The 13,950-nt window shown below is 49.3% G+C and carries 10 protein-coding genes and 1 pseudogene; 6 read left to right on the top strand and 5 right to left on the bottom strand.

What is annotated here, in order from left to right:
* Positions 1-86 precede the first annotated feature (86 nt).
* The 4 genes from recD2 to recA form a co-directional block, all read right to left on the bottom strand.
* A complete protein-coding gene (gene recD2 / locus AM1_RS22800; RefSeq protein ID WP_012165271.1) occupies positions 87-2,318 on the bottom strand; it encodes an SF1B family DNA helicase RecD2 in 2,232 nt (743 codons plus the stop codon).
* A gap of 28 nt (positions 2,319-2,346) precedes the next feature.
* Positions 2,347-3,123: a VOC family protein gene (locus tag AM1_RS22795; RefSeq protein WP_012165270.1), complete on the bottom strand. Its 777-nt coding sequence runs from the start codon at positions 3,121-3,123 to the stop codon at positions 2,347-2,349.
* Between the two features lie 153 nt (positions 3,124-3,276).
* Entirely contained in the window at positions 3,277-3,657 is a 381-nt protein-coding gene (locus AM1_RS22790) for a VOC family protein (RefSeq protein WP_012165269.1), read from the bottom strand.
* 76 nt (positions 3,658-3,733) lie between these two features.
* A complete protein-coding gene (gene recA / locus AM1_RS22785) occupies positions 3,734-4,792 on the bottom strand; it encodes a recombinase RecA (RefSeq protein ID WP_012165268.1) in 1,059 nt (352 codons plus the stop codon).
* 115 nt (positions 4,793-4,907) lie between these two features.
* On the opposite strand from recA, the gene AM1_RS22780 reads away from it, so the two are divergent.
* The 3 genes from AM1_RS22780 to AM1_RS22770 all read left to right on the top strand — a co-directional run bounded on the left by AM1_RS22780 (position 4,908) and on the right by AM1_RS22770 (position 10,556).
* Positions 4,908-5,111: a hypothetical protein gene (locus AM1_RS22780; protein WP_012165267.1), complete on the top strand. Its 204-nt coding sequence runs from the start codon at positions 4,908-4,910 to the stop codon at positions 5,109-5,111.
* An 89-nt stretch (positions 5,112-5,200) separates the two neighbouring features.
* On the top strand, positions 5,201-5,632 hold the full coding sequence (locus AM1_RS22775) for a hypothetical protein (protein ID WP_012165266.1): 432 nt from the start codon (positions 5,201-5,203) through the stop codon (positions 5,630-5,632).
* A gap of 1 nt (position 5,633) precedes the next feature.
* Entirely contained in the window at positions 5,634-10,556 is a 4,923-nt protein-coding gene (locus AM1_RS22770) for a DUF5724 domain-containing protein (protein WP_012165265.1), read from the top strand.
* A 58-nt stretch (positions 10,557-10,614) separates the two neighbouring features.
* On the opposite strand, the gene AM1_RS22765 is transcribed toward AM1_RS22770, so the two are convergent.
* A complete protein-coding gene (locus AM1_RS22765) occupies positions 10,615-11,646 on the bottom strand; it encodes a class I SAM-dependent methyltransferase (protein ID WP_238549047.1) in 1,032 nt (343 codons plus the stop codon).
* A 452-nt stretch (positions 11,647-12,098) separates the two neighbouring features.
* On the opposite strand from AM1_RS22765, the gene AM1_RS22760 reads away from it, so the two are divergent.
* The 3 genes and pseudogenes from AM1_RS22760 to AM1_RS44290 form a co-directional block, all read left to right on the top strand.
* Positions 12,099-13,037, top strand: a complete 939-nt coding sequence (locus AM1_RS22760; RefSeq protein ID WP_012165263.1) for a malate dehydrogenase — start codon at positions 12,099-12,101, stop codon at positions 13,035-13,037.
* 39 nt (positions 13,038-13,076) lie between these two features.
* Positions 13,077-13,718, top strand: coding sequence for an alpha/beta fold hydrolase (locus tag AM1_RS37725; RefSeq protein ID WP_012165262.1), 642 nt, complete (start codon positions 13,077-13,079; stop codon positions 13,716-13,718).
* 78 nt (positions 13,719-13,796) lie between these two features.
* Positions 13,797-13,892 (top strand): annotated as a pseudogene (locus tag AM1_RS44290) (IS5/IS1182 family transposase); the annotation flags it as partial.
* Positions 13,893-13,950: the final 58 nt, after the last annotated feature.

Below are 13,950 nucleotides of genomic sequence, written 5' to 3'. Positions count from 1 at the left end.
TCCTATTCAAATCCAATAAACGTGAATCGAGTTTAACTCTGGACTCCCGTCAGAGTCCGGTAAGAAATGCCCCATAGCTGAATTCATCACTGAGCAACAAAGCTCAACCGCTTGTCCAGCAAGGTATATCGCTGCTTATCCTTCACCTGTCGAATCGCCATGCTGATTGCATTTTTGGGACCCACTAGAATCGCCAGTTTCTTAGCCCTCGTCAAACCTGTGTAGAGCAGATTGCGGCTCAGCATAATGTAATGCTGCATATACATAGGCAGGATCACAACGGGATATTCTGACCCCTGGCTCTTATGAATCGTGACGGCCCAAGCCAACCCTATTTCATTTAAGTCTGCCAGATCATAAGAAACAGACCGCTCAGCATACCGAACCGTCACGGCAACCTCTTCTAGATTAATCGCCTCGATCACCCCCATATCGCCATTGAAGACCTCGCGATTGTAATCATTGACCTGTTGAAGTACGCGATCGCCCACCCTAAGAATCAGCCCCCCTCGGGTTAACTCAGCTTTACTCGGACTAGGGGGATTAATCAATGCCTGCAGAACTTGATTCAGCTTGCGAGTCCCCACCTCTCCTCTGGTCATAGGACAAAGGACCTGCACATCTCGTGCCGCCACATATCCCAATTGCGGAATCAGATCATTGATGAGTTCTTGAATCGCTTGCTGACCCTGCTCCGGCTCAGGTGCCCCAAGCCAGAGACAATCCGTCTTGGGCGCAGGGCTGACAGACTCTAGATGGGGGAACTTGCCTTGGTTAATCTGATGAGCATTTTGGATAATTTGACTGGCTTGGGCTTGACGAAAAACCTCTGTTAGTTCCATGACGGGAATTCTCTGGGCGGTAATCAGATCCAGCAGCACATTTCCGGGTCCGACGCTGGGTAGCTGATCCGTATCCCCCACGAGCAACAGTTGGGCATTGGTATCAATGGCTTTAATTAGGGAATTGGCTAGAAACAAATCCAGCATGGATGCTTCATCAATCACCACCGCATCAGCAGGAATGGGGTGGTCTACATCCCGCTGAAACTTCATGGTTTTAGGGTCAAACTCTAAAAGGCGATGGATGGTTTTCGCTTCGTGACCCGTTACTTCGCTGAGTCGCTGGGCAGCTCGTCCGGTGGGAGAAGCCAATACAATCTCTTTCCCCATGGCTTTCCAGAGGGCGACAATGGTCCGGGTGGTAAAGGTCTTCCCCGTGCCCGGTCCACCCGTGAGAATGACAACTCGCTGGCTAGCGGCCAACTCCACAGCCTGCTGCTGTTGCTCCGAGAGATGGACATTCGTTTGTTCCATAAACCGATCGAGCCAACGACGGACTCGACCCTGATCGACTTCTAGGGGATTGGCGAGTAATTGGAGTAATCGGCGAGACAAATGAAACTCCGCTCGAAAGAAGGGAGGAGCATAGCACAACAATTCCGTTGCATCCTCCCGTTCAAACTGTTCAACAATCAGCTCAGCGTCCGCGACCATGGCATGGATCAAATATTCCACTTGATCGGGCTTGGGCTGATATTCGGGGAGGGCCAATCGCTTTACGGCCCGAGTGATCAGCTCAGGTTGAGGTAGATAACAATGCCCTTCATCGGCGGACTCGCTAAGGACATGTAGGAGGCCACTGCGATAGCGATACTCTGAGTGAGGAGGAATGCCTAAGCTACGGGCAATTTGATCGGCAGTGATAAAGCCAATGCCATAGACATCCGTTGCCAGTCGGTAGGGATTCTGGGTGACGATATCGATGGCTTCGTCTCCATACTGCTTAAAGATTTTGACAGCATAGGTAGTGGAGACACCATGGCCCTGGAGGAACACCATCACCTCTTTGATGGTTTTCTGGCTGTCCCAAGCGGTCTGAATCAGTTTGACTCGCTTCTTGGCAATGCCGGGGACTTCAACTAGGCGCTCAATCTGGTTCTCAATAATATCCAGGGTTTCTAGGCCAAAATGAGCGACGATGCGCTTGGCGGTGACCGGACCCACGCCCTTAATTAAGCCACTCCCGAGGTACTTTTCAATCCCCGTCAGGGTAGCGGGTTTCGTTTCTTGGTATTGTTTGACTTGAAATTGAGCGCCGTATTTAGGATGATCCCGCCAAATCCCCTGAACTTGGAGGGTTTGGCCCGCTTGGATATTAGCAAAGCTGCCCACAATGGTGATTAACTCACGGGTTCTAGGGGCTTTGAAGCGGGCCACGGTATATCCCGATTCATCGGAATGATAGGTTAGCCGCTCTACAACCCCTTGTAACTGTTCGGTCGGGGGATGAGTCGGATGAGCGGCCTCGTAGGTCATAATTCAAACACGCTGACGTGCTAAAAGTTTAACGGGCCAGCTCAAATAAATAGGAATGGGCACCGGTTGGATCTTCCATACAGGCAAAAAATCCCGTCCCCGGTATTTCCGTTTTGGGTACCACAATCTTACCCCCTAAGGATTGGACCTTATCTGACCACTGATCCACTGAGTTGACGGAGAAGTAGTTCATCCAGACGGGGGGCATCTGGGGTACATCTGGCGGTCGCTTCATAATCCCGCCCACATCCTCACCATTCACCTTGGCGATGTAATACTCTCCACCGTTCATAGGCATAGGAGCGGAAAACTGCCAGCCAAATAGTTCGGAGTAGAAGGGTAAAGCAGCAGTTGGATCATCGACTAGAAGTTCCATCCAGCAAACCTCTCCAGGACCATTACCGATCATATTCAGATCGTCACTGTCCTGCTCTGGGGTGAAGACATGAAAAGCGGAGCCAACCGGATCATTGATCACGGCTGTGTGGCCCACGGATGGAATCTCAAAGGTAGGAACACTGACCTTGCCCCCCAACTTTTCTGCCTGCTGACAGGCTTGCTCGACATTGGCAACAGTGATGTAGGCAATCCAGTGGCTGGGGAACGGAAAGTCGTTCTCGATGGGGACTGGATTGGCAAATCCACCTTTTCCCGCAGCGTAAATCGTGGCATTGTCATGGCCGGGAATTTCCATTTCACTCAACTGCCAATCAAAGAGCTGATGATAAAACTCATTTGCTTTTGGCACATCCTTTGTCATTAAACTCCACCAGCAAAAACTGCCGATTTGATCCTGTAAACCCATGGCTGTCTCCTTTTGCTTTTAAGCAGTAGTCAGTCGTATGCGGAATTACTGTGGTTTAGTTGTGCGATTTCGGAAAATAGGTACTGCAGATTAAGGCCGAAATGATGCTGCCTCTGCGATCAGACGCAGTCAATTAATAATGCCTGCAACCTTTTAGGGCGAAGGCATATGAAAAACATTGAGTTTATTACCATCTAGATCCCGGAAGTAGCCCGCATAGAATCCTTCTATGTCGCCTCTTGGCCCGGCTGGACCTTCATCTTGGGCACCCAGCTCAATGGCCTTTTTGTAGACTTCATCTACTTTGTCATTGCTATCCACCATGAGGGCAATCATGACGCCATTGCCAACGGTGGCAGGCTCGCCATTGAAGGGTTTGGTTACACAGACGCTGGGCTGATCGGGTCCCGTACTCCAGGCAATAAAACTTTCGAACTCCATAAACCTGCTGCCGCCAAGCACCTCGAAAAGAGAATCATAAAACTGGGCTGCTTTAGCGATATCGTTTGTACCTAAAGTCACATATCCAATCATTGAATGTTCCTCAATGTAAGAATCAGGTCGGACAAATTAAGCGTTGAAATGATAGGGGATGGAGATTAAGCCGGTATTATGCGGCCTCTTCTTCCTCAACTTCCACAGCTGTGATCGAATTGGCAGAGACTTCAGCCCCTAACTCCAACTTCTGGCGGACTTGTTGCTCGACATTCTCAGCGAATTCCGGATTATCGATAAAGTACTGAATCGTATTTTCTCGTCCCTGGCCAATATTGTTGCCATCGAAGCTATACCAAGCCCCTTTGCGAACAATCACATCTGTTTCTTCGGCCATATCAACCAGGCATCCTGTAGTGGAAATGCCTTGGCCGAACAGAATGTCAAACTCGGCAATTCGAAACGGAGGAGCCACTTTGTTCTTGGCGACTTTGACTTTGGCCCGAATCCCAAACATATCCGTGCCTTTTTTGAGGGTTTGAATGCGGCGGATATCGAGGCGAACGGAAGCATAGAATTTGAGGGCGTTTCCGCCTGTGGTGACTTCGGGGCTACCGTAGGTCACACCAATCTTCTGGCGAAGCTGGTTGAGGAAAATAACAGTACTGCCGGATTTGGAAATATTACTGGTGATTTTTCTGAGGGCCTGACTCATTAACCGAGCCTGTAATCCCATGTGGGAATCGCCCATATCCCCTTCGATTTCAGCACGGGGGGTGAGGGCAGCCACGGAATCCACCACCACCAGATCAACGGCACTAGAGCGGACCAGCTGATCGACAATTTCTAGGGCCATCTCGCCGGAGTCAGGCTGGCTGACCAGAAGTTCAGAAACATCGACCCCCAAGGCAGCGGCATAGACCGGGTCTAGGGCATGTTCAGCATCGACGAAGGCCGCGACTCCGCCGTTTTTTTGGATCTGTGCGATCGCATGTAACGCTACGGTGGTTTTTCCAGAACTTTCAGGACCATAGATCTCAATCACTCGTCCCCTGGGTAGCCCGCCCCCCAACGCCAGATCCAGAGTCAAAGCGCCTGTAGAAATGGTTTCAATCTGCATCCGCGTGGCATCCCCAAGACGCATAATTGACCCTTTACCAAAGGTCCGTTCCACATTTTTCATCACCAAGTCCAGGGCTTTTTGCTTTTCGGAAGCGTCGGTATGGGTGGCCATGATTGGGTCTCCAAAAGGATAATTTGAGGTTGTTCGACTAGTATAGTATACTTGTACTAGTCTTGTGTCAACAGGGCAAAAAAAGTTTCTTTTTCCTCTTTGTAGGGAGGGTTGAATGGCAATAGACTCCCTAACCGATTTAGTTGGATTTCCCGGTGGATGGCTAATTGGTGTCTCCTATGCATTGGAATGGGGATATCAATGTTGGGTGATCACCCCCGAACATCAGGTCCATACCGATGGTGAGTTCTATGAGAGTAATCTAGGGGCATTATCAGCAGGGCGGTTCCTGGTTGAACATTCCCTAGAAGTAGATTGAGTATCACCCGCAAGATTCTGCTTTTTCACTGATGACAATTTAATTTTCATTGGCTATAGTACATTTGTTTCACTTCTCCTCCTAATCACATGACTTCCTGTATCACCGTTGAGGGAAAAGTCGTTGGGAAACGACGTCCCATCTTTTCTGATTGGTCCATTCCCATCCCACCTTCTCTACAAGATTCTCCCCTCACGCTCCGTGACCTGATTACCTGTGTAGTGAGGGCTGAAGTCCAGGCTTTTCAAACGCGGCAAACGGAGCAGAAGTTACAGCGGTTCCTAAGGAAGGACGAGATCCATCAGGGCTTGGCTGAGGGCAAAGTAACCATGGGCGATCGCGACTTTGAACAAGGCGTGGATGAGGCGGCGGCGATCGAGACCGCCATTATGGGCTTTATTGATGGGCTGTACTACGTATTTCTGGATGATGTGCAGCAGGAAGCGTTAGATGCCACCGTGCATCTCAAGCTCGATAGCCGCTTAACGTTTATTCGACTCGTTGCACTGGTAGGGGGATAACATGCTAAATCGTGAACTTGCGCAGGAATCCCTGAAGAAATTTCGGGTTGAAGAATGGTCGGATCGCCGAGCCACTGAACTGGCCGCATTACCGGACCACTTGAATCATATTGGCCGGAGAATGTTGCGCCTAGATGATTCACTCTATGAGTGGGACCACCCCTATAACCGAGAGCCCTACTGGCAGCCCTGTCAAGACGCGATTGAGCTTTCAGAATCAGAGCGGTCCCAACTTTTTGAGGTTCTCTTTCCTCAAATCAGCGACTATGTGTTGCTAGCTTACGATTTGATTACGACCCTCCCCTATCAGGTGGGTTACTCTCGCAGAGCCTTTCGCTCGGACCATCCTGAACATCATGAATTTGCCCGTCGGAATTTTATTCAGTCATTACTGGGGATTGTCCGAGGGTATGAACAGCCCCTGGACTGGTATGCAGCTTGGGCTCCTTATCTGGGCTATAGTGCCGATCTTCTAGGGCGCTTGTTCGCTGCAGCCATCAACCAAGGCGATGCTTTAGGCGATCAGATTTTCGAGACTCTCTGTGACTCCGCTCGGGGTGACCATGAGATTGGTGCCATGGGGCGGCATGTGACTCGCGCCCTGCTAGTCGCCAATCGCCCCGAGGGCTGGGAGTTGATTGAGAATCTGCTAGTGGCTGCCCAACGCCAAGAAGGACTACGGCAAACCATTTTAGAAACCATTGATGAAGCCCATCCCCAAGCCTTTCAACGGATCGTCCGCGTTATCCTAGAGCATAATCTTGTCCGCTTTAGTGCCACGATCCGAGCCGTGGATGTATGGTTTGGCCTGGGTTGGGAGGTGGAGCATCAGCGTCGGGTGCAAGAAAGTTTAGAACTGCTTCTCCAGGTGTTGGAGCACCCGAACCAACGAACTGCGTTCCTCCAAAATGATGACCCTAATCGGGTTTATCTCGCCCTTTGGTCTCTGGCCTTCGAAAATGTCGATCTAGCAATTCCACCTGCCGTGGAACTTCTGAAAACAGGGACCGTTGAGCAAAGATTTGTGGCGGCTTATCTGCTTCGTCAATTAGATACCAGTCAAGCCCGAGAGGCCCTTATTCCCAGTCTTGCCGACAATGATATCCGAGTTGCCGTTCAAGCCTATCTCTCCTTGGGATGCAGGGCTGGCTTTGAAGCATTAGAAACGTTTATCAACCGCTTTTCCGCGAAAGAAACATCCATTGAACCCCTGGTGTGGTCATGGATGAATTACACCATTACCCTGCAGAGTGTTGCCGACAATCTGGTTCGCAGTTTAGGTGACCGCCCTGTTGAGCAGTTAATGCCTTATCGAACCATGATGGGCGAATGGGGCCGCATTGAAGTGGGGAAACAGTTAATTAAGCAAACTTGGGATGATCAGACTCGGGAGGTTGTTTTTGAACTAATTCGCGATCGCAGTAGCTATGTCCGGGAGCAAATCATGAGTGCTCTCAACGCTCATCGCTACTGTCCAACTGCCCCTGAAGCCCAAACCCTGGAGTCGATGCTATATCGCAAAGCAGCAGACTTGAGGAGGGGTGTGCTGTCCTTGTTGTTAAAACAAGAAGATGATGCCGTCATTGAGAGTGCCCAACGACTTCTAAGCCAGTCTAAAGCCCCTCAGCGCAAAGCCGGGTTAGAACTGCTTGTCCAACTTCAGCAAACGGATCGGGGCCAGGTCAAACCCGTCGCTGAAGCCTACGCTAGCCAGCGTCCCAAGCGGACGGCAAGTGAACAAGAACTGCTTGATCAGCTTCTGGCGGATCAACAGGATATTCCCACCTTGGATGATGCTTTGGGTTTAGCGCCTTGGGAGTTGCGATCGCATCCCCAATGCCCGAAACAACCCAAACATCCCATTCCCTTGGTTTCCGAGGCAGCCCAAGAAATACTGGCCTCCTTACATGCACTAATTGACGAGCACCGGACTGAGGAGGTTGTACTCAATAGCGACTATCCCCAGGAACAATTATTGGGGAATCTTTACTGGCTGCCAACACCCGATTTCAAGCTATCTCAGGAGGAGAATCTAAAAAGACTTCCTTTGGCAGAAGTTTGGCAGACTTGGTTAATGAATCGCCCAAAGGCTTTACGAGATCCAGATGGATTGGAAATCATTCGTGCCATTGCGGCTTGTCATGGTGCAAATAGCCAGCCATTTCACTACGAGTTTGGAATGGATCGTGGACGCAACCAACCGCCCAAGTGGCAACTGGAACTTTTTGAGCAGTGGTTTAGCCCAGTTGAACTAACCTCCCCTTTGATACCCGGCCTTCTATCTTGGTTGATTTATTTGGAGCCACCCCAAAATTTAATTGATGCCTTGTTAAATGCAGCTCAATATACCCTAGCTATCATCCATCAACATACGGCAAGCAAGCGGAAGGAGTGGCGTCATTCAAGACTGTTGGTGTGGCTAAATTTAGCCAGATCTCATTTCCGTGATCACCCGACAGAATGGTCTGTGGAACAGTTTCGCCACCTTTGGCAGCTCCTGCGTTGGATTGATGAACCTAGCGATAAGAGTGTCCCCTATTGGCGGGTTAAATCAGGAGAAACTCGCTATAGCTACGACCGCTTTGAAACTGTCCAAGAAGGATTTATTCAACGCCATCGGCCTGAGTTGCAGGAAATTACCCTAGCCTATGGTGCTGAAGCTGCTACTGATGCAGATTTCTGCGATTACTTAATTGGTGCTCGCCCCATGTCTTCGAGGTTTAACGAACTGCGAGAGTTGACCCAACGGAAGCCGCATCCCTGCATACAGGCTAATCCCAAGATCGGTCAGATCGTGAATCAATGTTGCGATCGCATCCTGGAAGTCGAACTTACCCGAGGCGAACTGCCCACCGCAGCCACTGAAGTTGCCAAGAATCTCAGTTCCATTGAAGGCATTGCCACCGTAGTGAACCTCCTGCAAAAGCTGGATAATGAAAAATTTATTCGGGGTTGGGTCTCGGATAGTAAAAGTCGGACTGCGGTATTAAGCCATCTATGTCGGGTTTCTTTTCCGGGAGAAGACGAAACGCCCCAGGACTTTGCCAAAATCGTTAAAGCTGCCGCTATCCCCACCCAGCAGCTTGTAGAGCTGGCCATGTATGCGCCCCAATGGGTGAATTACATTGAACATGCCCTGCGGTGGAAAGGGTTTGCGGAAGCCGTTTGGTGGTTTCATGCCCATACCAAAGATGAGGCTTGGCAGGTGGATGCTGATATTCGCAACCTGTGGGCCGCTCAGATTGCCGAACGGACGCCCCTCTCTAGCCAGGATTTGTTGGATGGCGCTGTGGATGTGGCCTGGTTTCAGCGGATTCGCAAAGGCATGAAGTCGGATCGGTGGACGGCCTTAAATGAAGCCGCCAAGTACACCTCTGGCGGTGGAGGGCATAAGCGAGCACAACTCTTTGCCGAGGCTATGACCGGGGTAACCGATCGAGCTGGCCTGATTAAACGGCTGCAAACCAAGCGCCATCAAGATAGTGTGCGGGCCTTGGGCCTACTGCCTTTAGCAAGAGGGAAAAAGCGAGACGCAGACCTCCTGGAACGCTATCAAATCATCCAAGAATTTCTGCGGGAGAGCCGTAAGTTTGGCTCCCAGCGTCAAGCCAGTGAAAAGCTAGCCGCTCGCATTAGCATGGATAACTTAGCGCGCACCGCTGGGTATCCCGATCCGCAGCGGCTGGAATGGGCCATGGAAGGGATGGCGATCCAAGATTTGGCCACTGGCGCTGTGTCCGTAGAGATTGATCCGGTCACCGTCAGTTTAACCATCACTCCTGATGGTAAACCCCAGATTTCGGTGCTTAAAAATGGGAAATCCCTCAAATCAGTCCCAGCTAAACTCCGCAAAAATCCAGAGATCAAAGCCCTGCAACAGCGCAAAAAAGAGATTACCCAGCAGGCCAGTCGTATCACTCAATCCTTAGAACAATCCATGTGCCGGGGCGATCAGTTCACTGGCACCGAGTTAAAGCAACTCTTAGCCCATCCCCTGTTAAAACCCGTATTACAGCGCCTGGTGTTTATTGAGAGTGATACCGGGGTAGCCGGATTGCCCCAGGTGGATGGATTATTCAACCATGACGGTCAGACCGTGGCCATCACAGCATCCATGCAGCTACGCATTGCTCACTCCGTTGATTTAGCCGAGCGGGATGATTGGCATCTCTGGCAGCAATACTGTTTCCAGTCGGAGCTAGTCCAACCCTTTAAGCAGATTTTCCGAGAACTCTATGTTTTGACTACGGCAGAACAACAAGGCCGGGGTTCTGGCTCTTGTCGGTATGCAGGGCATCAAGTCAACCCTCGGCAGTCCTTGGCCCTCCTGGGCAAGCGGGGCTGGGTCGCCCATCCAGACGAAGGGATTCGGCGTACCTTTCATGATCAACAGATTGTGGTCTGGCTTGAATTTGAAGAGGGCTGGTATACGCCGACGGAGGTGGAAGGGTTTACCTTAGATCAGATTTGCTTTTGCGATCGCACCACCTACAAGCCCCTGGAATTATCCGCCGTTCCCTCCCGTCTTTTTAGTGAAGTGATGCGGGATCTAGATCTAGTCGTCAGCGTGGCCCACCAGGGCGGCGTCGATCCAGAAGCCAGTGCTTCGACGGTAGAAATGAGAGCTTCCCTGCTCCAAGAAACCAGCCGCCTGCTCCAGCTTAATAATATTCAACTGCAAAATTCTCATGCCTTAATCGAAGGGAAGATGGGTAGCTATAGCGTTCATCTGGGCAGTGCAATGGTGCATCGTCAACCCGGTGGCGCAATTTGTGTGGTGCCCGTTCATAGTCAACATCGAGGACGGCTCTTTTTGCCCTTTGCCGATAATGATCCAAAAACGGCAGAGGTGATTTCCAAGGCCATTATGCTGGCTAAAGATCATGAGATTAAAGACCCAACAATTTTAGAGCAGATACTCTAGATATCCCTCTCGATCTCAAAAATGTGAAGATTCGTTCATGATCCTCTCATTTAAGTTTTTAAGTCTCTGGTTTTTCCATCACGATTCTATGGAGTTCAGCTTCATGCTGCTCAAAGAACAGCCATGCGATCGGGAAAAAGGTCATATAGCGATTGAATATGTCTAGCCCCACTAGCTCAATCGCTTGATCTTGGTTTTTGGCCAATCGTTCATACCAGGCTTTCAAAGTGGGTTTGTAGTCATGAATTGAGTCATGGGTAATACGGAACCCGACCTCATGAGCGATTTGGAGATGAGTCTTATGCATAGACAATAGAGACCCTGGGAAAAAAAGTTGCATCAAAACCATTGATGCTGGATAGGGCTCACGCTCCAGAGAGAAGAATTGATGCACCGCTTTGCCACCAGGAACGAGTGCATCATAAATTTTTTGGTACAAATCTGTGAGTTCATGGGGGCGAACATGCTCTAAAGCACCAATCGAAAAGATGCAATCATAGGGAGTTTCTACAAACTGATCCGTAATAAAATTAGTGAGAGAGACGTTTAACCCTAACCGTTGTTGAGCATAGGCTAACTGCTCTTTTGATAGGGTGTATCCTGCTAATGGCCCCTGATGGCCTGAATCTTGGAGAAACTTCAACATGGCTCCCCAACCACACCCGAGATCTAGAACCTTCTCGTTCCCCTGCAATTGCATTAACGATAAGAGATATTGAGCTTTATGGGCTTGTGCCTCTTCTAAAGAATCTTGTTCTGACTGAAATTCAGCACAGGTATAAAACCGATATCTTTCGTCTAGGAACAAAGCATAGAACTCATTGGAAACATCGTAATGAGTTTCAATACCGCTGGCATGATCTTGAGCAAGCATCCGATTTAGGAAAGAGATGCGTTGTGCCTTAAGCGGATAAATTCTTGCCAACCCTTCCATCCATGGTGATCTAGGTTGAGTCCAATAGCCCCAACTTTCAGACTGGGTTAAGGGTTGTGGAGAATGAATTTTATATTCTGCCACCGCGTACATTAATCCATAGTTGAATAGATCAGAAATACACTTTGGATATTGCTTAAAAGTAATCGTCATCATTGCTTACCTAAAAACTTCAGACGGTAAACGAACCACTGAGAAGCCAAGCAATCTTTCAATAGAGAAGGAAAGCGCCAGAAAAATATTTAATTTTTGGTCTGAATGACTCTGATGCCAGAGACTTTTTCTCCGAATTACGATCTAGCTGTTCATCTCAGATGGTTTCTCAAATCGAAGGTAGGCTAGGCTTCTTCAATGCCGAGGTCACAGTTTGATCATTTCTCAGACACGCCAGCAGCAGCGATTGTCATAATTAAGAGGATTCACCCTATCTGAACGACTGACCCAGTGCAGATTTTGAGCCCCCGCAATAAGTGCAATTGTCGTCAACGTTATAGAGACAATCATGCCCGCTTCGATCCCCTCTATCAATTCATCATCTTCCCATTGAAGAATTATGCAGTTAACGAATCAAGCAGATATACAATCCATTTCCATCCCAGCGTCGTAATATGAAAATTTCTATAATCGGCATTGGCAAAGTAGGTTCAACCATCAGCTTTATCCTGGCGAAAGAAGGGTTAGCCTCCGAGTTAGTTCTCTATAACCGCACTAGGGAGATTGCCCATGCCGAGGCCATTGATATTCAGCAAGCCGTCGCACTGACGCCCTATCGGCTAATGGTTCGGGATGGCGATCTTGAGGACACCGCTGGGTCCGACATTATCGTCATTGCTGCGAGTGCTCCTATGCCCAAGCAGATGCAGGCCCGCAGTGCCTTGCTGGCGAAGAACATTCAGATCATGAACACCTTAATCCCGCCTCTTCTCCAACACAGTCCGAATGCCATCTTTATCAATATCAGCAACCCCGTTGACGCCCTAAACTACGAAATTCTGCAAATTATCAGGCAGCACACCCATCTCAACCCTTGGCAACGCGTCATCGGTACCGGCACATTGATAGACTCTGCCCGGTTTCGGGATCTGTTATCTGCCCAGTTGGGTATCCATTCCTCTGATATCAACGCCTATATTCTGGGAGAGCATGGGGACAGCCAGTTTGCCGCCCTCAGTTCCGCCATGATCGGGGGTGAATTAATTGATGCCAACCCCTTACGCCAACAGATGGTCGAAGATGCCAAGCGGTCTGCCTGGACCATCTTCCAAGCCAAAGGCTATACCAACTACACCGTAGCGTTGGCCGTAGAGATGATTGTGTTTAGCATCGTCGAGGATCTGCGACATACCCTACCTGTTAGTGTTTTGATTGACGGGTATTGTGATGTATCAGATTGCTGTCTTAGCGTTCCTTGTATCGTGGGCCGAGACGGGGTGCATCGTCGGATAAAAACCCAACTCAATGCCGAAGAAATCCTGGCTTTTCAAAAGTGCGCCCATCACGTTAAACAGCAAATCCAAGCGTGTTACCAACCTTCAGCAGAAGATTGAACGGCCTCTAGCCAGAACGCCTATTGGGGAGAAATGACCATGGAAATTACCACTTTTCTCACCCTGCCGGATCAGCGACAGTTAGCCTACGCTGAATATGGTGATCCTCAGGGATATCCCGTTTTCTATTTTCATGGTTCTCCCTCCTGTCGCTTAGAGCCATTGGTATTAGGCAATGAGAACATTCAGCGAGCTGGGATGAGGCTGATTGCCCCCGATCGTCCTGGGCTTGGGCAATCTGATTTTCAACCGCACCGAGGATTCTCCGACTGGGTCAATGATATAGAGTGTCTTGCCAATGCACTCAATTTAGATAAATTTTCTGTTTTGGGTATGTCTGGCGGCAGTGGATATGTCGCAGTCTGTGTCGCCAAGATGCCTGAAAGACTCCATTCTGCTGTTATTGTTTCTGGGGCATGGCAGATGGATCTTGCTGAAGATCTTTCCCCAATGAGCCGCATAATGTTCTTCTTTATGAAGAGAGTGCCGATACTCTACCAACTTTGGCAATCCTTCCTGGCACAGTCACTCAAGGGTGATCCAGAAAAAGTGTTAGCTAGATTCAAGAACCAACTGCCCCCAGCAGACTATACAGCCCTAGCGCAGGTGGGTTGCATGGAGTCTATCGGTTGTGCATTAGAAAAGTGTGAAAAAATCTGTAACAATCGCTCAGGCATCTAACACTAAAGGCTTACAGGAGATACTCCAAAAAGACTGAAACCCTTTGTAAATCGAGATCCCACATTTTTTTGATGCACGACCTTTAGTTGCCTGAATCGCTATCGTCGTTTGGGGAAGGATTACGAACTCTATCCAGAAACGAGTGAAGCCATGATTTATGGCTATTTTATTTGACTACTTACGCATCAATCAGTAACTTTAGTTTCTGTTGAGAAATCAACTCTGAGAATCG

Origin of the sequence: Acaryochloris marina MBIC11017, assembly GCF_000018105.1 — a bacterium.
Classification (GTDB): domain Bacteria; phylum Cyanobacteriota; class Cyanobacteriia; order Thermosynechococcales; family Thermosynechococcaceae; genus Acaryochloris; species Acaryochloris marina.
This window is presented reverse-complemented; position numbering and strand designations above follow the sequence as displayed.

Bases quoted from the DNA above. Each gene is read 5' to 3' on its own strand.
- AM1_RS22760 (WP_012165263.1), top strand. From the start codon at position 12,099: ATGAAAATTTCTATAATCGGCATTGGCAAAGTAGGTTCAACCATCAGC.
- AM1_RS22790 (WP_012165269.1), bottom strand. From the start codon at position 3,657: ATGATTGGATATGTGACTTTAGGTACAAACGATATCGCTAAAGCAGCC.
- AM1_RS37725 (WP_012165262.1), top strand. From the start codon at position 13,077: ATGGAAATTACCACTTTTCTCACCCTGCCGGATCAGCGACAGTTAGCC.
- AM1_RS22775 (WP_012165266.1), top strand. From the start codon at position 5,201: ATGACTTCCTGTATCACCGTTGAGGGAAAAGTCGTTGGGAAACGACGT.
- AM1_RS22780 (WP_012165267.1), top strand. From the start codon at position 4,908: ATGGCAATAGACTCCCTAACCGATTTAGTTGGATTTCCCGGTGGATGG.
- AM1_RS22765 (WP_238549047.1), bottom strand. From the start codon at position 11,646: ATGATGACGATTACTTTTAAGCAATATCCAAAGTGTATTTCTGATCTA.
- AM1_RS22770 (WP_012165265.1), top strand. From the start codon at position 5,634: ATGCTAAATCGTGAACTTGCGCAGGAATCCCTGAAGAAATTTCGGGTT.
- recA (WP_012165268.1), bottom strand. From the start codon at position 4,792: ATGGCCACCCATACCGACGCTTCCGAAAAGCAAAAAGCCCTGGACTTG.
- recD2 (WP_012165271.1), bottom strand. From the start codon at position 2,318: ATGACCTACGAGGCCGCTCATCCGACTCATCCCCCGACCGAACAGTTA.
- AM1_RS22795 (WP_012165270.1), bottom strand. From the start codon at position 3,123: ATGGGTTTACAGGATCAAATCGGCAGTTTTTGCTGGTGGAGTTTAATG.